This window comes from Bradyrhizobium sp. MOS001 (genome assembly GCF_004634465.1).
In the GTDB taxonomy this organism is placed as follows: Bacteria; Pseudomonadota; Alphaproteobacteria; order Rhizobiales; family Xanthobacteraceae; genus Bradyrhizobium; species Bradyrhizobium barranii.
Window position 1 is genome coordinate 13,099 of sequence record NZ_SPVJ01000050.1, and the last position, 20,680, is coordinate 33,778.

24 protein-coding genes and 1 riboswitch are annotated in these 20,680 nt (G+C 65.3%); of the genes, 10 read left to right on the forward strand and 14 right to left on the reverse strand.

What is annotated here, in order from left to right:
• The first annotated feature begins 13 nt into the window (after positions 1-13).
• On the forward strand, positions 14-748 hold the full coding sequence (locus CT676_RS36300; protein WP_085401276.1) for a TlyA family RNA methyltransferase: 735 nt from the start codon (positions 14-16) through the stop codon (positions 746-748).
• Positions 741-1,988 carry a methyltransferase gene (locus tag CT676_RS36305; RefSeq protein WP_085401277.1) on the forward strand — a complete coding sequence of 416 codons (1,248 nt, stop codon included), beginning with the start codon at positions 741-743 and terminating at the stop codon, positions 1,986-1,988. Before CT676_RS36300 ends, CT676_RS36305 begins: the two co-directional genes overlap by 8 nt.
• A gap of 40 nt (positions 1,989-2,028) precedes the next feature.
• On the opposite strand, the gene CT676_RS36310 is transcribed toward CT676_RS36305, so the two are convergent.
• From CT676_RS36310 to CT676_RS36330, 5 genes are read right to left on the reverse strand one after another with little or no spacing between them, the layout of a single operon-like run.
• Positions 2,029-2,880 (reverse strand): ABC transporter permease, encoded by an 852-nt coding sequence (locus tag CT676_RS36310; RefSeq protein WP_166353707.1) that lies wholly within the window; start codon positions 2,878-2,880, stop codon positions 2,029-2,031.
• A 2-nt stretch (positions 2,881-2,882) separates the two neighbouring features.
• A complete protein-coding gene (locus tag CT676_RS36315; protein WP_085401279.1) occupies positions 2,883-3,731 on the reverse strand; it encodes an ABC transporter ATP-binding protein in 849 nt (282 codons plus the stop codon).
• The gene (locus tag CT676_RS36320) at positions 3,728-4,774 is read right to left on the reverse strand and encodes an ABC transporter substrate-binding protein (RefSeq protein ID WP_085401280.1); all 1,047 of its coding nucleotides are present in this window, start codon (positions 4,772-4,774) and stop codon (positions 3,728-3,730) included. The genes CT676_RS36315 and CT676_RS36320 overlap by 4 nt, the downstream gene beginning before the upstream one ends.
• 38 nt (positions 4,775-4,812) lie before the next feature.
• Complete coding sequence (locus tag CT676_RS36325; protein ID WP_085401281.1) at positions 4,813-6,033, reverse strand: CaiB/BaiF CoA-transferase family protein; 1,221 nt, start codon at positions 6,031-6,033, stop codon at positions 4,813-4,815.
• The gene (locus CT676_RS36330) at positions 6,030-6,965 is read right to left on the reverse strand and encodes a hydroxymethylglutaryl-CoA lyase (RefSeq protein WP_244623380.1); all 936 of its coding nucleotides are present in this window, start codon (positions 6,963-6,965) and stop codon (positions 6,030-6,032) included. Before CT676_RS36330 ends, CT676_RS36325 begins: the two co-directional genes overlap by 4 nt.
• Before the next feature lie 88 nt (positions 6,966-7,053).
• Here CT676_RS36330 and CT676_RS36335 point away from each other — a divergent pair, with 88 nt between their 5' ends.
• Positions 7,054-7,965, forward strand: coding sequence for a GntR family transcriptional regulator (locus tag CT676_RS36335; RefSeq protein ID WP_081369470.1), 912 nt, complete (start codon positions 7,054-7,056; stop codon positions 7,963-7,965).
• Between the two features lie 48 nt (positions 7,966-8,013).
• On the opposite strand, the gene CT676_RS36340 is transcribed toward CT676_RS36335, so the two are convergent.
• Entirely contained in the window at positions 8,014-8,616 is a 603-nt protein-coding gene (locus CT676_RS36340; RefSeq protein WP_085401282.1) for a hypothetical protein, read from the reverse strand.
• A gap of 255 nt (positions 8,617-8,871) precedes the next feature.
• Here CT676_RS36340 and CT676_RS36345 point away from each other — a divergent pair, with 255 nt between their 5' ends.
• Entirely contained in the window at positions 8,872-9,930 is a 1,059-nt protein-coding gene (locus CT676_RS36345) for a methyltransferase domain-containing protein (protein ID WP_085401328.1), read from the forward strand.
• Positions 9,931-9,960: 30 nt separating this feature from the next.
• On the opposite strand, the gene CT676_RS36350 is transcribed toward CT676_RS36345, so the two are convergent.
• Positions 9,961-10,344 carry a VOC family protein gene (locus CT676_RS36350; RefSeq protein ID WP_135216536.1) on the reverse strand — a complete coding sequence of 128 codons (384 nt, stop codon included), beginning with the start codon at positions 10,342-10,344 and terminating at the stop codon, positions 9,961-9,963.
• 208 nt (positions 10,345-10,552) lie between these two features.
• On the opposite strand from CT676_RS36350, the gene CT676_RS36355 reads away from it, so the two are divergent.
• Positions 10,553-11,326 carry an enoyl-CoA hydratase/isomerase family protein gene (locus CT676_RS36355; protein ID WP_085401329.1) on the forward strand — a complete coding sequence of 258 codons (774 nt, stop codon included), beginning with the start codon at positions 10,553-10,555 and terminating at the stop codon, positions 11,324-11,326.
• A 32-nt stretch (positions 11,327-11,358) separates the two neighbouring features.
• Here the strand turns inward: CT676_RS36355 and CT676_RS36360 are convergent, their stop codons facing one another.
• Together CT676_RS36360 and CT676_RS36365 are read right to left on the reverse strand one after the other, a co-directional pair.
• The gene (locus tag CT676_RS36360; RefSeq protein WP_071916058.1) at positions 11,359-11,991 is read right to left on the reverse strand and encodes a hypothetical protein; all 633 of its coding nucleotides are present in this window, start codon (positions 11,989-11,991) and stop codon (positions 11,359-11,361) included.
• A gap of 180 nt (positions 11,992-12,171) precedes the next feature.
• Entirely contained in the window at positions 12,172-13,035 is an 864-nt protein-coding gene (locus tag CT676_RS36365) for a DUF1194 domain-containing protein (RefSeq protein WP_063984919.1), read from the reverse strand.
• 263 nt (positions 13,036-13,298) lie between these two features.
• A riboswitch (Fluoride riboswitch) is annotated at positions 13,299-13,376 on the forward strand.
• A gap of 92 nt (positions 13,377-13,468) precedes the next feature.
• Here CT676_RS36365 and CT676_RS36370 point away from each other — a divergent pair.
• From CT676_RS36370 to clpS, 5 genes are read left to right on the forward strand one after another with little or no spacing between them, the layout of a single operon-like run.
• Positions 13,469-14,677, forward strand: coding sequence for an MFS transporter (locus tag CT676_RS36370; RefSeq protein WP_135216541.1), 1,209 nt, complete (start codon positions 13,469-13,471; stop codon positions 14,675-14,677).
• Positions 14,652-15,086, forward strand: a complete 435-nt coding sequence (crcB, locus tag CT676_RS36375) for a fluoride efflux transporter CrcB (protein ID WP_085401285.1) — start codon at positions 14,652-14,654, stop codon at positions 15,084-15,086. Before CT676_RS36370 ends, crcB (CT676_RS36375) begins: the two co-directional genes overlap by 26 nt.
• 6 nt (positions 15,087-15,092) lie before the next feature.
• A complete protein-coding gene (gene crcB / locus CT676_RS36380) occupies positions 15,093-15,521 on the forward strand; it encodes a fluoride efflux transporter CrcB (protein WP_085401286.1) in 429 nt (142 codons plus the stop codon).
• Positions 15,522-15,523: 2 nt separating this feature from the next.
• Positions 15,524-15,865: a DUF190 domain-containing protein gene (locus CT676_RS36385; protein WP_085401287.1), complete on the forward strand. Its 342-nt coding sequence runs from the start codon at positions 15,524-15,526 to the stop codon at positions 15,863-15,865.
• A 41-nt stretch (positions 15,866-15,906) separates the two neighbouring features.
• A complete protein-coding gene (clpS, locus tag CT676_RS36390) occupies positions 15,907-16,212 on the forward strand; it encodes an ATP-dependent Clp protease adapter ClpS (RefSeq protein ID WP_014497217.1) in 306 nt (101 codons plus the stop codon).
• A 54-nt stretch (positions 16,213-16,266) separates the two neighbouring features.
• Here the strand turns inward: clpS and CT676_RS36395 are convergent, their stop codons facing one another.
• The 5 genes from CT676_RS36395 to fabI form a co-directional block, all read right to left on the reverse strand.
• The gene (locus CT676_RS36395; protein ID WP_085401288.1) at positions 16,267-16,665 is read right to left on the reverse strand and encodes a hypothetical protein; all 399 of its coding nucleotides are present in this window, start codon (positions 16,663-16,665) and stop codon (positions 16,267-16,269) included.
• Positions 16,666-16,705: 40 nt separating this feature from the next.
• Positions 16,706-17,896 (reverse strand): adenylate/guanylate cyclase domain-containing protein, encoded by a 1,191-nt coding sequence (locus CT676_RS36400; protein ID WP_085401289.1) that lies wholly within the window; start codon positions 17,894-17,896, stop codon positions 16,706-16,708.
• Between the two features lie 70 nt (positions 17,897-17,966).
• Positions 17,967-19,055, reverse strand: a complete 1,089-nt coding sequence (aroC, locus tag CT676_RS36405; RefSeq protein WP_071916063.1) for a chorismate synthase — start codon at positions 19,053-19,055, stop codon at positions 17,967-17,969.
• An 89-nt stretch (positions 19,056-19,144) separates the two neighbouring features.
• Positions 19,145-19,744 (reverse strand): histidine phosphatase family protein, encoded by a 600-nt coding sequence (locus tag CT676_RS36410; RefSeq protein WP_028148204.1) that lies wholly within the window; start codon positions 19,742-19,744, stop codon positions 19,145-19,147.
• A 14-nt stretch (positions 19,745-19,758) separates the two neighbouring features.
• A complete protein-coding gene (fabI, locus tag CT676_RS36415; RefSeq protein ID WP_085401290.1) occupies positions 19,759-20,586 on the reverse strand; it encodes an enoyl-ACP reductase FabI in 828 nt (275 codons plus the stop codon).
• Positions 20,587-20,680: the final 94 nt, after the last annotated feature.

Here is a 20,680-nt window from a genome sequence, read left to right on the forward strand (position 1 = left end):
CTCCGGAGATCCGATGTCCCCTGCCCGCAAGCGTGCGGATGTTCTGCTGGTCGAGCGCGGCCTGTTCGAGAGCCGGGCGCGGGCGCGCGCGGCGATCGAGGCCGGGCTCGTCACCGCCGACGACAAGCAGGTCGCCAAACCCTCGGAGACGATCGCCGAGGACGCGGTGATCGTGGCCGAGCCTGCGCATCCTTATGTGTCGCGCGGCGGCGTCAAGCTGGCCGGCGCGCTGGAGCGCTACCCCATCGAGATCGAGGACCATGTCTGCCTCGATGTCGGCGCCTCCACCGGCGGTTTCACCGAGGTGCTGCTGGCGAACGGCGCCAGCCTGGTGTTCGCCATCGATGTCGGCACCAGCCAGCTGCATCCCTCGCTGCGCGACCATCCCAAAATCGTGTCGATGGAGGAGACCGACATCCGCAGCTATGACGGCAAACGGCTGCCGGCGCGGCCCGACGTCGTCGTCATCGACGTCAGCTTCATCTCGCTCAAGACGGTGCTGCCCGTGGCGCTGTCACTGGCAGCCGCGCCGATGAGCCTACTGGCACTGATCAAGCCGCAATTCGAGGCTGACAGGAAGCACAACAAGAAGGGCATCATCCGCGACGCCGCCGTGCATCAGGAGATCTGCGACGACATCGCGGTCTTTGCCGCTTCGCTCGGTTGCACCGACATCGAGGTGTTCCCCTCCCAGATCACCGGCGGTGACGGCAATATCGAATTCTTCCTGGGCGCGCGCCGTGGTTGAGCGCGTGAGGATCGATCACGTCGGCCATCGCGGCGACGGCGTCTCGCTCGCAGCGGGCGATGCCGTCTATGTGCCCTACACGCTTGGCGGCGAGACCGTCGAGGTCGACCACGTCGCCGGCAGCCATCCCGACCGCCGCAAGCTGCTCGCGGTCGATGTCGCCAGCCCCGATCGCATCGAGCCGTTCTGTCCGCATTTCGGCGTCTGCGGCGGCTGCGCCATCCAGCACTGGGCGGCTGAGCCCTATCACGCGTGGAAGCGCGGCATCGTGGTCGAGACGCTGGCGCAGGCCGGCATCGATTGCGAGGTGGCGCCGCTGGTCGATGCCCATGGCGCGGGGCGCCGGCGCGTCACGCTGCACGGCCGGTTCGGCACGCATGACGTCCTCAAGGTCGGCTTCTCGGCGGCGAGCTCGCACGACGTCATCCCGATCCATCGCTGCCCGATCCTCGATCCCGGGCTCGAGGGTGCGCTCGATGCCGCCTGGGCGCTTGCCGAATCCCTGATGTCCAGAATGGCGGCGACGAAGCCGCTGGACATCCAGGTCACCGCGACCGCCAACGGCCTCGATGTCGACGTGCGCGGCTCCGGCCCGCTGCCGACGGCGCTGGTCACGGCGCTCTCGCGCGTTGCGGAGCTGCATCGGCTGGCGCGGCTGACGCGGCACGGCGAACTGGTGCTGCAACGCTTGCCGCCGACGGTACGGATGGGCCGCGCCGAGGTGACGCTGCCGCCGGGCTCGTTCCTGCAGGCAACGGTCGCGGGCGAGGAGACGCTGGCGTCGCTCGTCGCCGAGCGTGTCGGCAAGGCCAAGGAGGTTCTCGACCTCTTCTGCGGCGTCGGCCCGTTTGCCTTGAGGCTCGCCGAGAAGGCGCGCGTCACCGCCTATGACAACGACGCCGGCGCCGTCGCCGCGCTCGTGAAGGCTGCGCGCACACCAGGGCTGAAACCGATCAAGGCCGAACCGCGCGACCTGTTCCGCCGCCCGCTGGTGCCGCCGGAGCTGCGCGACTTCGACGCCGTGGTGTTCGACCCGCCGCGCCAGGGCGCGCAGGCGCAGGCGCTGAAACTCGCTGCGAGCAAGGTACCCGTCGTGATCGCGGTGTCGTGCAACGCCGCAACCTTCACTCGCGACGCCCGGCTCCTCATCGACGGCGGCTACAGGATCGAGACCGTTGTCCCGGTCGATCAGTTCCGCCACACGCCGCATGTGGAATTGGTGGCGCGGTTCACGCGCTGACGCGCTACCTGCCGCTCACCGTCCGAACCCTTCCAGACTGCTATGCCGACGGTTCGAATTGCGGCTGCCATCGCAGCAAGTAGGACTGCAGCGAGCGCACCGCGATCGCCAACAGGATTCCGACGAACATCATGACGAAGATGGCGACCATCATCTCGCTGGCATTGGCGCGCGCCTCGGCTTCGATGATGAGCTTGCCGAGCCCGCGCTCGGCGCCGATGAACTCACCAACGATGACGCCGATCAGCGCAAAAGACACCGCCGGCAACAGCGACGCGAACACCCAGGCCAGTGCGGAAGGGATCACGACCGTGCGCAGCACGATGAATTCGCTGGCGCCGAGCAGACGGGCAGCGGCGATCTGGTCGCGGTCGACCGCACGCGTTCCCTCGAAGGTGTTGAAGAACACCACGAAGAACACGACGAGCCAGGCAGTGGCGATCTTGGAGAGATCGCCGAGGCCGAAGATCAGGATGACGAGCGGTACCAGCGCGATGCGCGGTATCGAGTTGAGCGCCACGACATAGGGCCCGAACACGCGGGCCAGGAAGTCCGAACGGCCGAGGACCAGGCCGGCCGCGATTCCGCTCGCGGACCCGAAAAGAAAACCCCACCAGGTGTTCTTCAGCGTGACGAGCGTGGCGAGCCACAGATTGTTGTCGTTGCCGTTGATGCAGGCGGCGAAGCCGGCGGGATCGGCAAAGCAGCCGAGCCGCAGGAAGCTCTGCCAGATCAACGACGGCTTGGCGACGAAATACGGATCGAGGATTTTCGGCACATAGGCCTTCGGCAACAGCGCCTTGCTCCATTCGAAGCCCCACTGCCAGACGACGAGAACCACCACGAGAATGGCCACTTGCCAGAACAGGACGGCGCTACGGCTGTTGGACATGATCATTCGGCCCTGGTGCGGCGGAATTCTTCGCCGAGGGAATGCCAGATGTGAGAGTAGAGGCGGCCGAATTCGGCGGTCTCGCGGACGTCCACGGGATCGCGCGGCCGCGGGATCGCGACGTCGAAATCTTCCTTGAGCCTCCCGGGCCGCGCCGAGAGCAGGATGATGCGGCTCGCCAAGGTCAAGGCCTCGCCGAGATCGTGGGTCACGAACAGCACGGTCTGCCGCTCGCGTTCCCATATCTCCAGCAGCGTCTTGTGCATCTCGAGCTTGGTGTGGGTGTCGAGCGCGCCGAACGGCTCGTCCATCAGCAGGATCTCGGGCTCCATGATCAGCGTGCGCATCAAGGCGACGCGCTGGCGCATGCCGCCGGACAGCGTGCTGGGGAAGCTTTGTGCAAAGCTGGAGAGCCCGGCCTTCTCGACGGCCGAAGCGACGCGCCCGGCGCGCTCGGTCCTTCGCAGCCCCGCGATCTCCAGCCCATAGCCGATGTTCTGCTCCACGGTTCGCCAGGGAAACAGTGTGTCGCGCTGGAAGACATAGCCGACCCTGGGGTTGACCTTACCGGTCTCAACCATGTCCTCATCGATCAGGATGCGTCCGCCTGAGCGCGGCAATAGCCCCGCGACCATGTTGAGAATGGTGCTCTTGCCGCAGCCGGACGGACCGAGCAGCGCGACGAACTCGCCCTGCTTGACCTCGAAGGAAACGTCATCGACCGCCACGAACTCGCGGCCCGACGCGTTGAAGCGCTTGGCGAGACCTCGCACCGCGATGCGGGTTCGCGTCTCCGCTCTCTCAACCTCGTCTCGCGCGAGCGCGAATCCCGGGCTTGGCGCGGCGATCATTTGTATTTCGCTCTGGCCGCCTGGAGGAAGCTCATGTCGACGACATCCTCGTATTTCGTCTCGGGAATATCCGTTCCCTTGCGGTACCAGGGCTTGGCTCCGCGTTCGAACGAGGACTTGTCGATGACGCCGTCATAGGCCCAGGTCGATTTGTCGAAGCCGAGCTCGGCGCTGACCGCATCGGGGTCGATGCCCGAGAAATATTTCGGCGTGACCAGTGCCTGCACGTCCGCGAGCGGCGTCGCCTTCACGAAAGCCATCGCGCGGTGGATCGCATTCACATAGGCCTGCACCGTCGCCTTGTCCTGCTCGATCGTGTCCTGGAGCGTGTAGATCACCAGCACGGGCAGCGTTCCGCCGAAATCCTTCTCGAATACGCCGGGCTTGGAGGTGTCGTAGATCGTCCTGCCAAAGCCCTTCTTCTCGACCTCGACGATCCAGCTTGGCGGCGCCATGATTGCGTCGAACTGCTTGGTCTGCAGCGACGGAAACATCGTGTTGGGCCCGCCGCCGGCGACCCAGTTCACCCTGTCGCCGAGCCCGCGCGTTTCGAACACATAGGTGCCGAACACCCAGGTGCCCGACCCGATCGCGGTGGCCGCGACGATCGGCTTGGCGCCGTCAGGCCGTTTGTGCTCCGCGAGCTTCTCGACCGAATTGATACCGCCGTCGTAAAGGTCCTGCCGGACCACGATGTTGGCGTAGGAGCACACCATCTCCGTCGCGAGCAGGATCTTGCAGGGCTTGCCGCGCGCACTGAGCTGGAGCGGGTGGCTGGCATCGCCATGCGCGAACACGGCTTGTCCCGCCGCCAGCGTCTGACGGCCGAACGTGCCGGCGTTACCGGTGACGAGCTTGGAGTCGAGACCTTCGTCCCTGAAGTAACCCTTCAGCTCGGCAATCATGCCGATGGCGTAGACCGGCGACACCGGCCCGAAGGCGAGCGATACCTGCTTGGTCTCGGCGCGGAGCTGCCCGGGCAGCATCGACGCGCCGGCCAATGTGGAGCCCGCGATCAGCGCCTGGCGCCTGGTGATGTTCATGTGCTCCTCCGTTGATTCTTGTTTGATCGATCCGTTCGTCAGGACGGCCCAGGCGCGATCCGAATGGTTCCTGCCTTTCGCAGCGTTTCGATTTCGCTCGACGAAACGCCGATCTCACCCAGGATCTCGCGCGTCTGCTCGCCGATCTGCGGCGGATCGTAGCGGTTGGGCAGCCGGCGGCCGTCCATGGAGATCGGCAACAGCGGCGTTTTTGCCTCGCCGCCGTCAGGCAGGTGAATGTTGGTCAGCCCGCCCGACTGGTTCAGATGCGGGTCGTCGAAGAGATCGCCGGGCTTGTTCACCGGCGCGTAGGGCAGATCGAGCTGCTCGAGGCGCGCCGCGAGATCGGCCTTGTCCCATTGCTTGAAGATCTTCGCGATCTCCGGAATCAGCCAGCCGCGATGGTCGACGCGGTCGTTGCTCGTCGCAAAGCGCGGATCGGCAAGCCAGGATTCGCGATCGAAGGCGCGGCAGAACGCCTCCCACTGCTCTTCACCGACGATGGTGACGAACAGCTTCGAGCCGTCCCTGGTGTCGAAGAGATCGTAGACCGGCCAGGGGCTGTCCTTGATCGAATAGGGGATCGAGGGCTGGCCGCTGACCACCTCGCACATCATGGCCTGCGCCATCAGGAACACGTTGTTCTCGTAGAGCGCGCTCTGGATGTAGCGACCGCGGCCGGTGCGCTGCCGCTCGGCCAGCGCAGCCTGGATCGCGATCACGCCGAACATGCCACCCATGATGTCGTTGACCGAGGCGCCGGCGCGCATCGGCCGGTCCGGCAGGCCCGTCATGTAGGCAAGGCCGCCCATCATCTGCACGACCTCGTCGAGCGCGAGGCGATTCTCGTAGGGGCCGGGCAAATAGCCTTTGAGCGAGCAGTAGATCAGGCGTGGCGCAAAAGCGGCAACCGACTCGTAGTCGAGACCGATCCGCTTCAGCAGGCCGGGTCGGAAATTCTCGATCAGGACGTCGCTGCTCTCGATCAGCCGCCGCGCGATGGTCTGGCCTTCCGCGGTCGACGTATCCAGCGCGATGCTGCGCTTGTTGCGGCTGTAGGTGGCGAAGAAGCCGGCAGCCGGTCCCTTGAAGTAGCGGGTGCGGTCGCCCTTGGGCGGCTCGACCTTGATCACGTCGGCGCCGAGATCGGCGAGGATCAAGCCGCAGCTCGGCCCCATCACCATCTGGCTGAACTCGATGACCCGAAGGCCGGCGAGCGGACGGAGCTCCGTTGCCGCCTCGGGCGCCGCCGCCGTCATGCCGCCCTCCGCAGCACCTTGGGAATTCCGGCCTCGTGCAGGTGCCCGGTCAGATGTTTTGCCGGGATATGGCGGGCCAGAATCTCGCGCGTCTGCATCAGGCGATCGAGGTCGATGCCGGTCGAAAGTCCCATGCGTTCCAGCATGAACACGAGATCCTCGGTGACGATGTTGCCACGGGCACCAGGCGCGAACGGACAGCCGCCAAGTCCTGATACCGCGGCGTCGAAACGCCGGATCCCGGCGTCGAGGCCGGCGACGGCATTGGCGAGGCCAGCACCGAGCGTGTCGTGCAGATGCAGCCGCAGCGTCATCTGCAATCCGACTTCACGCCTGACGGCTTCGACGATCTGCCTGACCAGTTTCGGGGTGGCGTAGCCGACGGTGTCGGCGAGCCCGATCTCGTCGGCACCGGCCTCGGCAAAGGCGCGCGCGACCCGGCACACCGCCGCTTCGCTCACCTCGCCCTCCAGCGAGCAGCCGAAGGAGGTGGCGATCGCGCCCATCAGGTGCGGCCGCCGGCCCGCCGGAGAGGCGTCGATCGCGGCGCGGACCGCGCGAAACCCGTCGAGCTGCTCTTCGATCGAGCGGCGCACATTGGCGCGGTTGTGCGTCTCGCTGGCGGAGATGACGAAGTAGACGGCGTCGACACCGGCGGCGATGGCGCGCTCGGCGCCCTTCACGTTCGGCACAAGTGCACCGATGGTCGCGGTCCTGTGCGCGAGCGCGTGCGCCATCACCGCATCGACATCGGCGAATTGCGGCACGACCTTCGGCGGCACGAAGGATCCCGCGTCGATCTCGCGCATGCCGGCGGCGGCGATCGTATCAATCAGCGCGCATTTGGCTTCGGTGGGAACGAACACGTCCAGGTTTTGCAGTCCATCGCGGGGGCCGACCTCGCAAATCAGGACATCCGGCGCATGCGCCATCAGGCTCTCCCTGGTTCGATTGTATATTATTGCGTAAAAGAACAATCCGTGGGACAATCTGTCAAGCTCAAAATCCGCGTGCACTGCAATGACCGCCTCCGACAATTCCCGACCGCCCGCTTCAAGCAAAGGCGGTTCCGAGCGCGCTGAGCACCTCGCCGGGCTGATCATGGCGCTCGCCCGACGCGAAGGCATGAAGGCTGGCGATCGCTTGATCGAACAGCGGCTTGCCGATGCGCTCGATCTTTCACGCGCGCCGATCCGGCTCGGCCTCAAGGCTCTGGAAGCGGCAGGGCTCGCGCGCGGCGAGCCACATCGCGGGTTCGTGCTGGCCAAGCATCCGACCAGCGGCGCAGCCCAGCCAGCCCTCGCGGCGGTCAGGCGCAGCGAACAGGTTTATACGTCCATCGCAGGCGACGTGCTCGCAAGCCGACTGCCGGCTGACGTCACCGAGGCGGAGCTGATGCGCCGCTATGGCCTCAGCCGGGCCGAGTTGCAGCGGCTGCTTGACCGGATCGCTGCCGAGGGCTGGATTGCACGCCTGCCGGGCTATGGCTGGCGCTTCGCGGAGACGGTCTCGAACCCCGAAGCTCACGCCAAGGCCATGGCGTTTCGCGCGGTGATCGAACCTGCGGCAATCGCCCAGCCCGGCTTTGCGCTGCCGCAGGAGGTGATTGCACGCTTGCGCGAGCGCCAGCTGCGCGTGTTCGAAGGCGAGCTCGAGAAGATGACGATCGGCGAGGTCTTTCTTTCCGGTTGCGAATTCCATGAGGAGATCATTCGCGGCGCCGGCAATCCCTTCTTTCTTGAATCGCTCCGGCGCGTGAATTCAATCAGACGCCTGTTCGCCTATCGCAGCTTCGCCGACCGCGACGGTATGCGGCGGCACGTGCGCGAGCATTTGCGCCTGCTCGAGGTTCTGGAAACGCGGCGTTACGCCGAGGCGGCAGAGCTGATGGCGAAGCACCTGCAACGCCCGCTGGTGGCCGGCTTGTCGTAGGCCAACGCGGCCGCGGTCAAGCGGGCGGCGAAACGGACGTGTGAGCGCTCAACGCCGCAAGCCGCCCAACGCCGGTGACTCGCCGGGCAGCATTGACGAATTGATGTCGCTGTCCATGCGTCCCGATTGCTGCTGGGTGAAACCGGCGCCGAACGACAGGCTGAGGTTGGGGGTCGGCTTGAACTCGACACCCGCGAAAGCGCCGTAGCCGGGCGAGGCGCCGGAGGTGAGCGGGGCGAGCGAGCTGCCGATGCCGCCATTGTATTTCAGCGTGTCGAACCCGGCAAAGAACGTGACGGGCATGCCGCCCGCGGTCTTGTAGTTGTAACCGAACTGCGTGCCATCGTAGGAGAGCGCGCTGAAATTGCCGGCCGGCGCAGGCTGGCTGAGTCCGCCCAGGCCTAGGTTGCCGCGTTCGCTTCCGACGAAGAAACCGGGACGAAAATCATAGCCCGCGTTGGCATCGCCACCCTTGAAGCTCGGAAAATTGCCGTAGCCATCGGAGCTCTGGCCGGCGCTGCCGCCAAAGCCGAAAGGCCCGCCCGGGATCCAATATTGCAGCGGCGCGACTTGCGCATGAGCCGGCGCTCCGCCGAGGCAGAGCACCACGAAGAGAGTTGCGAGACCGCAGGAACGTGCAAGGCTGAACATTCAGGTGACCGTCAAAAAAGTGCGGAAATTATACGCCGGGGACCACGCGAATACCAGTGACGCGATGCCGGTGGTCGCGCCATCGAGTTCCAAAATTACGTTATCCCGACGTGTTGAACCTCCTGCGCGACGGATTGACCCACATAGAGGACGCGCGAACGCGAGCCGTCGCCTCGATCCTGATCGGCCGGGGCAGTCCGGCAAGACGCAATTGCGCAGACCTTTGAAAATGCCAGACACAACATGGAGGCTGTCATGGAGGTCGATTCCGACAGGTTGAATGCCTTTATGGGCAAGATGATCACCGAGGTCGGTGCGGCGATGAACGCATCGCTGGTCCTGCTGGGCGACAAGCTCGGCCTCTACCGCGCCCTCGCCGCCAAGGGACCCATGAACTCTGCCGAACTCGCAAGCGCCACCGGAACGAACGAACGCTACGTCCGCGAGTGGCTGGCGAGCCAGGCGGCTTCTGGTTACGTCGAATACGACTCCACTTCCGGCAAGTTCTCGATGCTGCCGGAGCAGGCGTTGGCGCTCGCCGATGAGGACAGCCCGGTCTTCCTCGGCGCGGTCGGCAATGTCATTGCCGCGGCGTTCCTCGACGAGCCGAAAATTACGGACGCATTCAAGTCCGGCAAGGGCGTCGGCTGGAATCGTCGCAGCGAGTGCCTGTTCTGCGGCACCGCCCGGTTCTTCCGCACCGGCTACATGCATCATCTGGTGCAGGAGTGGCTGCCCGCGCTCGAAGGCGTCGTAGACAAGCTGAAGCGCGGCGCCAAGGTCGCCGATGTCGGCTGCGGGCACGGCGTCTCGACCCGGCTGATGGCGGAGGCCTTCCCGAACTCCCGCTTCTACGGCTTCGACTATCACGAGGGCTCGATCGCGGCCGCACGAAAGGCGGCCACTGAGGCGAAGCTGGGCGATCGTGTCAGCTTCGCGGTTCACTCGGCGAAGACCTATCCGGCCGAGGGCTACGATCTCGTCTGCTTCTTCGATTGCCTGCACGACATGGGCGATCCCGTCGGCGCCATCAGCCACGTGCGCGAGACCATGGCCAAGGACGGCACCTGCATGCTGGTCGAGCCGTTCGCAGGCGACCGCCTCGAAGACAATCTCAATCCTGTCGGGCGGGTCTACTATGCGGCATCGACCATGATCTGCACGCCGGCCTCGCTCGATCAGGAGGTCGGCCTCGCGCTCGGCGCTCAAGCCGGCGAGGCAAGGCTGCGCAAGGTCGCCAGCGAAGGCGGCCTGTCGCGCTTCCGCCGCGCCGCCGAAACACCCTTCAACCTGATCCTGGAGGCCCGGATCTGATGCAACGGCGGACGCGCGCGGCCGGCGATGTCAGGCCGCGTCGTCCGTTCCCATACCGAACGTGAGCTGATTGCCGTCGGCGTCGACGACGTCGAAATCGCGCATACGATAGTCGCGGTCCTCCGGCCGGTTGAGCAGCCTGGCACCGCGTCCCGATAGTTCGGCATAGACCTGATCGACGTCCCTGACGAAGATGCAGATGCCGCCGTGCCCGGGCAACCGCTTCGTTACCTCCGCCGCAAGCAGATGCAGGCCGACCTCGTCGCGGCAGAGGCAGGCGTAGGACGGAGGCTGACCGTATTCGAAGGTGACCTCGAAGCCGAGCACATCGCGGTAATAGGCGAGGCTGGCTGTGATGTCGGACACGACGAAGACGGTGGCGGAGCCGGCCATCATCGGGTGTTCGTCGGTCATTGGTCCCTCCATCCGGCAAGCAATCTCATGCACGCAGTCTAACATGCGCGCTGGAGGTCTTGCACGGCCCAAGCCGCACCGTAAGCTGTCGCCGAACAAGGCGGAAGCGCCGAACGACAGCGTCCCGCCGCTGCCGCCGCTCGACGCGAAATAACCGCGCCACCACCGCGATCGATGCCGCACGTTTCCCGAAAGCATGGAGAACCCGGTGACATCTGACAATCCAGTCGCCTACGAACGCGCAGGCAACATCGCCCGCATCACGCTGCGCCGCCCGCCTGTCAATGCACTGAGCCTCGAAGTCATCCGTGCGGTGGTCGCGGCCCTGCGTCGCGCGGCGAACGATCCGGAAGCACGCGTTGTCGTGCTGGCGAGCGCGATCGCCAAGCGCTTTTCGGCCGGCCTCGACCTCGACATCCTGCTGGGGAAATCCGGCGCCGAGATCCGCGAATTCCTCCAGGCGCTCTATATCGACCTTTACGACGCCCAGTATGGGCTCGGAAAGCCATCGATCGCCGCGGTCGGAGGCGCGGCGCGCGGCGGCGGCATGACCATGGCGGTGTCCTGCGACGTGGTGCTGGCAACCGAGAGCGCGACGTTCGGCTATCCCGAGATCGACGTCGGCGTCATTCCCGCGATCCACTACGCGCATCTGCCGCGCATCGTCGGACGTCATCGCGCTTTCGAGCTGCTGTTCACCGGCCGCGTCTTCACCGCCGCGGAGGCGCGCGAGCTCGGCGTGGTGAACCGCGTCGTTGCCGATGCCGAGCTCGACGCCGAGGTGATCAAGCTCGCGGCGCAATTCGCCGGCAAGTCGGCCGCCGTGCTGCGGATGGGCCGCGCCGCCTTCATGCGCCAGATCGATCTCGACTACCGGCGCAGCATCGCAAGTGCAGTGGACGATTTCTGCAATGTCGCGACGTCGGACGAAGCGCAGGAGGGTTTGAGGGCGTTCGTGGAGAAGCGGGCGCCGAAATGGTGAGGGGGCCGCCGGCCGCCCAGGGAGGCTGACGTTCAGGCCGTCCTGTCCACCGAGGACGACGAATCCGCAGGCGGATATTTCGTCACCGGCACAGTGAAGGATTTGGAGCCGACCTGATAGATGATCTTGCCGTTTTGTCCGTTGTCGGTCGATATCTGCGACTGCCCGAACATGATGACGTTCCTGTAGACGTAGCCGGTGCCCTGGCGGGTGATACCGTCGGTGGTGACGCTGACCGTCGCCTCCTTGCCGTTGATGGCCAACACGCGAAAGCTCGCGCTCTTGCCGATGTCGGCGGAATAGCCGCCCCAGCTTCCCATGAGGATGCTGTCGGAACCTGCCGGCGCCTGTTTCTGCAAAGTCGCGCTCTGCTTGCCAACGCCCGAGGAGAACAGGAGCACCAGGTTCTTGCCGTCCTTGGTGCCGACCGTGACGTTGCCGTAGCTTATCGTTGCACCATTGACCTCGCCGATACCGCGCTCGGTGTGCCCGTTATGGGTGTACTCGATCTGGGCCCTGGCCCCGCGGATGTTCACGACCTTGAAGCCGACGGCCTGGTTGTTGCCTGCCCAATTGCCCTTCCAGTCACCCACCAGACTGCTCTGGTGATACACCCGCTCGTTGGCGGGCGAAATCTGGCTGGTGCTCGATGTGACGATGGCCATTGGATTGCTCGGCGGATTTGTCTGACAGACCCGCTTCTGTTCGCGCGCCGGACGGCGAAGTCAGAACTTTATCCGGAAACAACCGGAAGCAGGCCGATTAGGGCCACGCAGCAGTTAACGCGTGGTTAAATTCGACCGCGGGCGGGACAGGGCAAAAGGTCTCATTCGGGGTGGTGCGGATCAGCGCCCCCAGCGGTCCGACCAGATCTTCTCGCCGATCAAGCAGCTGACCCGTGGCTCCTTGTCGGCAACGCGCCTCACGGGGCGCTCCGGCATGCGGCCCGCGACCTCCATCAGGAGCTTGGTGCGGATCGCTTCCTTGAACTTGTCGCGATCCTTGATCGTGATGACGAAGGAGCCGGGACCGCCGATGACGCAGTCCTCGTAATAGTAGTCGAGATTGTCGATATCCATGGTCGAATAGGACGGCTCCTTGACCATGATCGGCAGGCCGTTGATGACGATGCCCTTCTCGAGCGCGGCGTCGCGCGCCGCCGTGACCGGGCCGCCATTGTTGTTGGGGCCGTCACCGGAAATGTCGATCACGCGGCGCAAGCCGCGATAGGGATCCTCGTCGAACAACGGCATCGCGAACGTGATCGCCCCGGAGATCGAGGTGCGCGAGGCGCGCCGGATCGGCGTCTTCAAGATCTCGGCGGCGACCGCGTCCGCCGTCTCCGGTCCGTCGACCAGCCGCCACGGGATGATGATCTTCTGATCGCTGGAAGCGGCCCATTCGAAGTAAGTCACCGCGATCCGGCCATTCGGCCCGAGCTTCAGCGCCTGGAGGAATTCCTTCGACTGGATCGCCTGCGCATAGCCTTCGCGCTGGATCGCGAGTTCATCCATGTCCATGGAGTAGGAGACGTCGACCGCGAGGACCAGCTCGACATCGACCGTCTGCGCGTCCCGATCGGCCGCTAGCCGTTGTGGCGAACTCTTGCTCGGTTCAAATTTGGGCCCTGGTGCCGCGATGCCCGCGACATCCCCTCCGGCGAGTACGCCGGCCACCAGCACAGCCCCGATCGAGAACAGCATGCGCATCGCAGTCTCCCGTCGTATGACGCGATGGTGACATGCAATCGCCTTGCCGCAAAGTCCGAAGATCGCTTGCGCTTCACATTCCAGTTAGGAATTCGCGAGTTGGGAATGCGCACGTCACGCAAAGCTGCCGCCGTGTTGCCGCGCTTGCGCCACGGGGACATGCGCGATCGCTCACGCCATCATTCCGGAGCGTCCAGCAGCATCGAGCCGAAGACAGACGTTCCCCGCCCACTTGTCCGGTGCGATTTCCATGCTAGGTTGGATGTACAGATGGGGATGGAGTCCCCCGACAACCGCCCGTCGGCCTGTGACCGTAGTGGGCTGATGACTCCTGCTCGAGGAGGGGCAATCTCAAAAGCCTCGGCCTTTGGCGGGAGCATGGACAAACCCGCCGATGGCGGGTTTTTTGTTGCCTGAAGGCGAAGGTCAGGGCGTGACGACGACGACACCGAATGCTGCGCGTGCGGGGCTGCCCAGGGGGATCTGGGTGCTCGGCTTCGTCTCGATGCTGATGGACGTCTCCTCCGAGATGATCCACGCGCTGCTGCCGGTCTATCTCGTCACTGTGCTCGGGGCCTCCACGCTGACGGTCGGCTTCATCGAGGGCATTGCGGAGGCGACCGCCTCGATCACGAAGATCTTCTCCGGCGCATTGTCCGACTGGCTCGGCCGGCGCAAGCTCCTCGCGGCGCTCGGCTACGGCCTAGCCGCGCTGACAAAACCGCTGTTCCCGCTTGCCCCCAGCGTCGGTTGGCTGATTGCCGCGCGCTTCATCGACCGCGTCGGCAAGGGTATTCGCGGCGCACCGCGCGATGCGCTGATCGCCGATATCGCACCTGCGGGTCTGCGCGGCGCGAGCTTCGGCCTGCGGCAGTCGCTCGACACCATCGGCGCATTCGTCGGACCGCTCGTGGCGATCGGCCTGATGTGGTGGACGGCAGATAATTTTGCCCTTGTCTTCTGGGTGGCGGTGCTGCCGGCCTTCCTGTCTTTCGGCCTGATCGCATTCGCGGTGAGCGAGCCGGAGCCGGACCCAAGCCGGGAGACTACGAAGAATCCGCTGAACACCTCCGCCATGCGGCAGCTCGGATCCGTGTACTGGCGCGTCGTCTCGGTCGGCGTGGTGTTCACGCTCGCGCGTTTCAGCGAGGCCTTCTTGATCCTGCGCGCGCAGAACATCGGTCTCTCGGCGATGTGGGTGCCGGCGGTGCTGGTGCTGATGAACGTGGTCTATGCGCTGTCGGCCTATCCCGCCGGCGTGCTGTCGGACCGGATCAACCGGACCGGCCTGCTCGCGCTCGGCCTCGTCTTCCTCGCGGCCGCCGACCTCGCGCTCGCGCTGCTGCCTAGCCTCGCGGGCCTCGCGCTCGGCGTCGTGCTGTGGGGGCTGCACATGGGATTGACCCAAGGCCTGCTGTCGGCCCTCGTCGCCGACGCCGCGCCGCCGAGCCTGCGCGGCACCGCATTCGGCTATTTCAACCTGTTCACCGGACTGGCCTTGCTGGCAGCAAGCGTGATCGCCGGCGCGCTGTGGGATGCCTACGGTCCGGCAGGCACGTTTTTGGCCGGGCTCGGCTTCGCGCTGGTCGCGCTCGCAGGGCTGCTCGCCGTCGGCAATGGTCTGGCAGCGGAGGACAAATGATGATGGAGGGGCGTTCGTCGTGTTGAGCGGAGTGATCGCAATCGTGATCGGCAGCGTTCTCGGCGGCTGCGCGCGCTATTTCGTCTCGGGCGCGATCGCGCGGCGGCTGGGCGAGACCTTTCCCTGGGGCACCATGACCATCAACATCACCGGCGCCTTCCTGATCGGCATTTTCGGCGCGCTGGCAACCCATCCCGGCTCGATCTTCGCCTCCCCCAATCCCTGGCTGTTCGCGGTGACCGGGTTCCTCGGCTGCTACACCACGGTATCCTCGTTCAGCCTGCAAACGCTGACCTTGGCGCGCAACGGCGAGCCGATGCATGCGCTCGGCAATGTCGCGCTCTCGGTCGGGCTTTGCCTTGCCGCCGTCAGTTTCGGCTTTGTCCTCGCTGACGGTCTTGGAGGCTAGAGGCGGATGACCGTTCCCTCCTCCACCGACCGCTGGCGCAGCACGATGCTCTATGCCTGGGTTTCCTTCGGCAGCGTCCTTGGCGGCCTCGCGCGCTACTTCGTCTCCCTCGTGCTCGACACCGGCCCGGGCTTCCCCGTCGCGACGCTGTTCATCAATGCCACGGGATCGCTCATCATCGGCTTCTACGCAACGCTGACCGGCCCCGACGGCCGCATGCTGGCGCGGCCCGAGCACCGGCAATTCGTCATGACCGGGTTTTGCGGCGGCTACACCACCTTCTCGGCCTTCAGCCTGGAGACCTTCCGCCTGTTCCACGGCGGCATGAAATACACGGCACTCGCCTATATCGCGGCATCCGTCATCTGCTGGCTGGTCTCCGTGTGGCTCGGCCATATGATGGCAAGCCGCTACAACCGCTTGACGAGGAGCTGACCATGCAAATCCCCAATCAGGCTGTTTCGCTCCGGATCTTCATCGGCGAGAGCGACCATTTCGACGGCAAGCCGCTTTACGAAGCGATCGTGATGACGGCGCGCGAGCGGCATCTCGCGGGCGCCACCGTGCTGCGCGGCCCGATGGGGTTCGGCAAGTCGAGCCGGCTACACACCTCGAAGATCCTACGGCTGTCGGAAGACCTGCCGCTGCTGATCGAGATCGTCGACAGCGAGGACAGCATCAACGCATTCCTGCCCATCCTGGATGGCATGATGTCGAGCGGCCTGATCACCTTGGAGAAGGTGCAGGTCCTACAATATGGTGAGAGGACCGCACACTGAGCACCGCGGCTGAACCGAGCCCGCCGTTTCCGGGAGGCGGAATGAACGACACCGTTACCAAGCCTAAAACCAGGACGAAGACCAAGGTCGAGCGGCCCAAGCTGCACAAGGTCATCCTGATCAACGACGACTTCACGCCACGCGAATTCGTCACGATGATCCTCAAGGCCGAGTTCCGCATGACCGAGGATCAGGCCTACAAGGTCATGATCACCGCGCACAAGCTGGGCGCCTGCGTGGTCGCCGTGTTCACCAGGGACGTCGCCGAAACCAAGGCCACCCGCGCCACCGACGCCGGCCGCGCCAAGGGCTATCCGCTGCTGTTCACGACGGAGCCCGAGGAATAGGGCTTCGCTGCTCGCGAGCCACGCCTGAGGCTGCTGTGATGATCTGGTCGCAAGCTACTTCAACCTGGCAAAGACCTTGCTGAACTCCGGAAGCTGCAGCCTCCGCTTCTCCTCCAGGTATTCAGATTCAGTGAAGGGGCCGCTCACGAAAACCCGCACCGCAACGTCCCATTCGTTTGCTTTTCGCGAGATGTAGTAAAACTCCGTGACGGAGCGGTCCGGTCGCTTTCCCGATGTCCATGGATGGCGAGCGAACACGATGTACTGGGCGTTCGCGCCGGCCTGAAAGACCGTAGGCTCCGGGAGGCCGTCGCCAACGCAAGTTCCATCCGTGCCGACGGAGCGGCAAAGCGTCATGTCGTCATCCGTGTCGACGGCGACGAGACGATAGGGACCGTCAATCGCGTCGTCCTGAACGAACCCGCAGGCTGCCAGAAACAGGAAGAGTGCCAAGCATACCCATCGTCTCACATGCGGGATCATGCATCGACTTTCAGGCCATCACCACCGGCGTCTCTTCGGCAAGCCCATACACGCGCTGCGCCTTGGAAAATCCCGCGATCGGAAATTCGCCGAGCTCGCGCCAGTCATGGCGGCAGGCGTTCGCGAAGACTTCCGAGACCACGACGGTCCGCCCCAGCCGGCCCGTGATCTTCTCCAGCCTTGCCGCGAGATTGACGGCGGGGCCGATGCAGGTGAAGTCGAGCCGGTTGCCGCCGCCGATATTGCCGTAGAGGATGTTGCCGACGTGCAGCGCGACGCCGAAGCGGAAGCGCTCGACGATGTCGCCGACCGGGAAAGCGAGCGCCTCGACGCTGGCGCGGGATTCGCGCGCGGCCTCCAGCACGCGGGTGCAGACATGGGCGGCATCGCCGACATATTCGTCGATCGGGAACACCGCGAGCAGGCCGTCGCCCATGAATTTCAGCACCTCGCCGCCATGGCCCCGGATCGCGGTGACCTGGCAGTCGAAATACTGGTTGAGGATCTCGACCACGGTCTCGGCCGGCAGCCGGTCCGACAGCGCAGTGAACCCGCGCAGATCCGAGAGCCAGATCGCGGCCTGCATGGTGTCGTTGTGGCCGCGGCGGATCTGGCCGCCGAGGATGCGCGCGCCGGCACGGTTGCCGACATAGGTGTCGAGCAGCATCTCGGCGGTGCGGCGCAGGCTGATGATCTCGCTGACGCGCGCAAGCGGTGCCCCGAGGGTCCGGATCGCCGCGATGTCGTCGTCGCTGAAGCCGCCGGGCTGCCGCGTGACCCAGCTCGTCGCATGGATCGAGCCGTCGAGATAGTGCATCGGCATCGCGAGGTAGTCGGTCACGCCTTCGGCGCGCATGTCGTCGAGGAACGGAAACCGCTTGCTGTCCGGATCGTCCATCCGTCCCCGGACCTCCAGCCCCTCCTCGAACACGATCCGGAGCGGGCTCCGGGCGAACTCGGGCGTCTCCAGGATCTCGAAATCGACGGTGCCGATCTCGACCTTCTGGCCCTGCCGCCAGATGAAGTTGCGGCCGAAGATTTCCGGATGCAGCGTGCGAATGAAGATGCCGAACCGCGACAGCGGCAGGCCGGCCGCGACCAGATGCTCGCAGACCTCGGCGATCATCTCGGAAGGGGTCCCGGACGACCTCGCACCGTCGATCAGCCAGTTGGTGATGCGCTGGATCTCGGAGTTTTGCATGTCCGCATTTGCGGACGAAGTTGTGGGGACGTCAAGCTGCGCGGTGGGCTAGTACCGCGACACGAATGCCCTACCGGCCGACCTGCCCGCGATCCCGAATGAAATGATCGGCGAGCACGCAGGCCATCATCGCCTCGCCGACGGGCACGGCGCGGATGCCGACGCAGGGGTCGTGGCGGCCCTTGGTGAAGATCTCGGTGTCGGCGCCCTTGCGATCGACAGTGAGGCGCGGCTGGAGGATCGACGAGGTCGGCTTCACCGCGAAGCGCACCACCACCGGCTGTCCGGTGGAGATGCCGCCCAGAACGCCGCCGGCATGGTTGGAGAGGAAGCGCGTGCCATCATTGCCTGTGCGCATCTCGTCGGCGTTCTCTTCGCCGGTGAGCTCCGCCGCGCCAAAGCCGGCGCCGATCTCGACGCCCTTCACCGCGTTGATGGTCATCATCGCGCCCGCGAGATCAGAATCGAGTTTTGCGTAGATCGGGGCACCAAGGCCTGCCGGCACGCCTTCGGCGACGACCTCGATCACCGCGCCGATCGACGAGCCGCTCTTGCGGATGCCGTCGAGATAGGTCTCGAAGAACGCGGCCTTGTCCTTGTCCGGACAGAAGAACGGATTTTTCGCAATCTCGTCCCAGTCCCATTTGTCGCGGTCGATCTTGTGCGGGCCGATTTGCACCAGCGCGCCGCGGACCTTGACGTCGGGCAGCACCTTTCGCGCGATCGCACCCGCAGCGACGCGCATTGCCGTCTCGCGCGCCGAGGAGCGGCCGCCACCGCGATAGTCGCGCAGGCCGTATTTGGCCTCGTAGGTGAAGTCGGCGTGGCCGGGACGAAACTTGTCCTTGATCTCGGAATAGTCCTTCGAGCGCTGATCGGTGTTCTCGATCAGCAGGCCGATCGGGGTGCCCGTCGTCACCTGCACGCCGGTCTCCGGATGCGCCATCACGCCGGACAGGATTTTGACCTGGTCCGGCTCCTGGCGCTGGGTGGTGAAGCGCGATTGGCCGGGCCGGCGGCGGTCGAGATCCTGCTGGATATCGGCCTCGGTGAGCGGGATCATGGGCGGACAGCCGTCGACCACGCAACCGATCGCTACCCCATGGCTCTCGCCGAAGGTGGTGACGCGGAACATGTGGCCGAAAGTGTTGAAGGACATCGCTGCTCGCTGGGTCGGGTCCGGCGTGTGGTAACGCGCGGGGGGCCGGGGGTCAAACCCATAGCCACCGTGGATGACGGCGAACCGGCCTAACTAAACTTCTCCAGCCGCCCGTCGCGGAAGACGTAGACGGCGCCCTGCTCGATATAGAGCTCGGCGGCGCTGGCCGGCGTCTCAAGGCCGAGCGAAACCATCAGGGCCCGGCAAGTCCCGCCATGGGCGACCGCAACGGTATCGGTCCGGAGCTCGTCGTACCAGGCCCGCACGCGGACCTGCACATCGGCGTAGGTCTCCCCGTCCGCGGGGCCGACCGTCCATTTGTCGGCGAGGCGCCGGGCGTAGACGTCCGGATCGGCCGCCTCGCTCTCGGCCAGCGTCAGCCCTTCCCAGCTGCCGTAGCCGATCTCGCGCAGGCGATCGTCGAGCGCGTAGTCGGCCTGCGGCAGTTCGAGCTTGCCGCGCGCGAGTTCCATGGTCTGGCGTGCACGCCCGAGCGGGCTCGACACATAGGGTAACGCCGCCTTGTCCTTGCCGTCGCGCTTGAAAAGATCCGCCAGCACGCCGCCGGCCTGCACGGCCTGACCGCGTCCACGCGCGTTCAGCGGAACGTCCTTGGTGCCCTGAAGCCTCCCGAGCGCGTTCCACTCGGTCTCACCGTGGCGAAGATAATAGATCGTGGGCACGGGCATTCCAGATTTATAAGCTAGTCCTTGCCGCCGAACGAGATGTCCGGCGCGTCCGGGCGCTTCATGCCGAGCACGTGATAGCCGGAATCGACGTGATGCACCTCGCCGGTGACGCCGCGCGCGAGATCGGAGAGGAAATACAGCGCGCTGCCGCCGACGTCTTCGATCGAGACGTTGCGCCGCATTGGCGCGTTGTTCTCGTTCCACTTCAGGATATAGCGGAAGTCGCCGATGCCGGATGCCGCGAGCGTCTTGATCGGGCCGGCCGAGATCGCGTTGACGCGGATGTTCTTCTCGCCGAGATCGGCCGCGAGATAGCGCACGCTGGCCTCCAGCGCAGCCTTCGCCACGCCCATCACGTTGTAGTGCGGCATCCACTTCTCGGCGCCGTAATAGCTGAGCGTGATGAGCGAGCCGCCATCGGTCATCAGCTTCTCGGCGCGCTGCGCCACGGCGGTGAACGAGTAGCAGGAGATCAGCATCGACTTGGAGAAATTCTCCGGCGTGGTGTCGACGTAGCGGCCATCAAGCTGCTCGCCATAGGCGATCGCGTGCACCAGGAAGTCGATCTTGCCCCACTTCTCCTTCAGCACTGCGAAGGCGGCGTCGATGGTGGCAGCATCGGTGACGTCGCAATGGCCGAGCACGAGACCGCCGATCTCGGCGGCGAGCGGCTCGACGCGCTTCTTGAGCGCATCGCCCTGATAGGTGAAGGCAAGCTCGGCGCCGGCTGCGTGGCATGCCTTGGCGATGCCCCAGGCGATCGAGCGGTTGTTGGCAAGGCCGAGGATCACCCCGCGCTTGCCTTGCATCAGTCCCTGTATCAGACCTGAATCCTGCGACATTTTTGAGCGTCCCGTCGAGCTCTCGTTGAGGTCTGGAGGTACACCAGCCCTCCTTCGCGGTACAGTCCTAATACGCGGCGTTAACGCTGTTTCA

Bases quoted from the DNA above. Each gene is read 5' to 3' on its own strand.
- CT676_RS36345 (WP_085401328.1), top strand. From the start codon at position 8,872: ATGGAGGTCGATTCCGACAGGTTGAATGCCTTTATGGGCAAGATGATC.
- CT676_RS36325 (WP_085401281.1), bottom strand. From the start codon at position 6,033: ATGACGGCGGCGGCGCCCGAGGCGGCAACGGAGCTCCGTCCGCTCGCC.
- CT676_RS36320 (WP_085401280.1), bottom strand. From the start codon at position 4,774: ATGAACATCACCAGGCGCCAGGCGCTGATCGCGGGCTCCACATTGGCC.
- CT676_RS36300 (WP_085401276.1), top strand. From the start codon at position 14: ATGTCCCCTGCCCGCAAGCGTGCGGATGTTCTGCTGGTCGAGCGCGGC.
- CT676_RS36310 (WP_166353707.1), bottom strand. From the start codon at position 2,880: ATGTCCAACAGCCGTAGCGCCGTCCTGTTCTGGCAAGTGGCCATTCTC.
- CT676_RS36330 (WP_244623380.1), bottom strand. From the start codon at position 6,965: ATGGCGCATGCGCCGGATGTCCTGATTTGCGAGGTCGGCCCCCGCGAT.
- fabI (WP_085401290.1), bottom strand. From the start codon at position 20,586: ATGTCGCAGGATTCAGGTCTGATACAGGGACTGATGCAAGGCAAGCGC.
- CT676_RS36365 (WP_063984919.1), bottom strand. From the start codon at position 13,035: ATGCGCATGCTGTTCTCGATCGGGGCTGTGCTGGTGGCCGGCGTACTC.
- CT676_RS36335 (WP_081369470.1), top strand. From the start codon at position 7,054: ATGACCGCCTCCGACAATTCCCGACCGCCCGCTTCAAGCAAAGGCGGT.
- CT676_RS36360 (WP_071916058.1), bottom strand. From the start codon at position 11,991: ATGGCCATCGTCACATCGAGCACCAGCCAGATTTCGCCCGCCAACGAG.
- CT676_RS36400 (WP_085401289.1), bottom strand. From the start codon at position 17,896: ATGCAAAACTCCGAGATCCAGCGCATCACCAACTGGCTGATCGACGGT.
- CT676_RS36340 (WP_085401282.1), bottom strand. From the start codon at position 8,616: ATGTTCAGCCTTGCACGTTCCTGCGGTCTCGCAACTCTCTTCGTGGTG.
- clpS (WP_014497217.1), top strand. From the start codon at position 15,907: ATGAACGACACCGTTACCAAGCCTAAAACCAGGACGAAGACCAAGGTC.
- CT676_RS36385 (WP_085401287.1), top strand. From the start codon at position 15,524: ATGCAAATCCCCAATCAGGCTGTTTCGCTCCGGATCTTCATCGGCGAG.
- aroC (WP_071916063.1), bottom strand. From the start codon at position 19,055: ATGTCCTTCAACACTTTCGGCCACATGTTCCGCGTCACCACCTTCGGC.
- CT676_RS36350 (WP_135216536.1), bottom strand. From the start codon at position 10,344: ATGACCGACGAACACCCGATGATGGCCGGCTCCGCCACCGTCTTCGTC.
- crcB (WP_085401286.1), top strand. From the start codon at position 15,093: ATGACCGTTCCCTCCTCCACCGACCGCTGGCGCAGCACGATGCTCTAT.
- crcB (WP_085401285.1), top strand. From the start codon at position 14,652: ATGGTCTGGCAGCGGAGGACAAATGATGATGGAGGGGCGTTCGTCGTG.
- CT676_RS36410 (WP_028148204.1), bottom strand. From the start codon at position 19,744: ATGCCCGTGCCCACGATCTATTATCTTCGCCACGGTGAGACCGAGTGG.
- CT676_RS36315 (WP_085401279.1), bottom strand. From the start codon at position 3,731: ATGATCGCCGCGCCAAGCCCGGGATTCGCGCTCGCGCGAGACGAGGTT.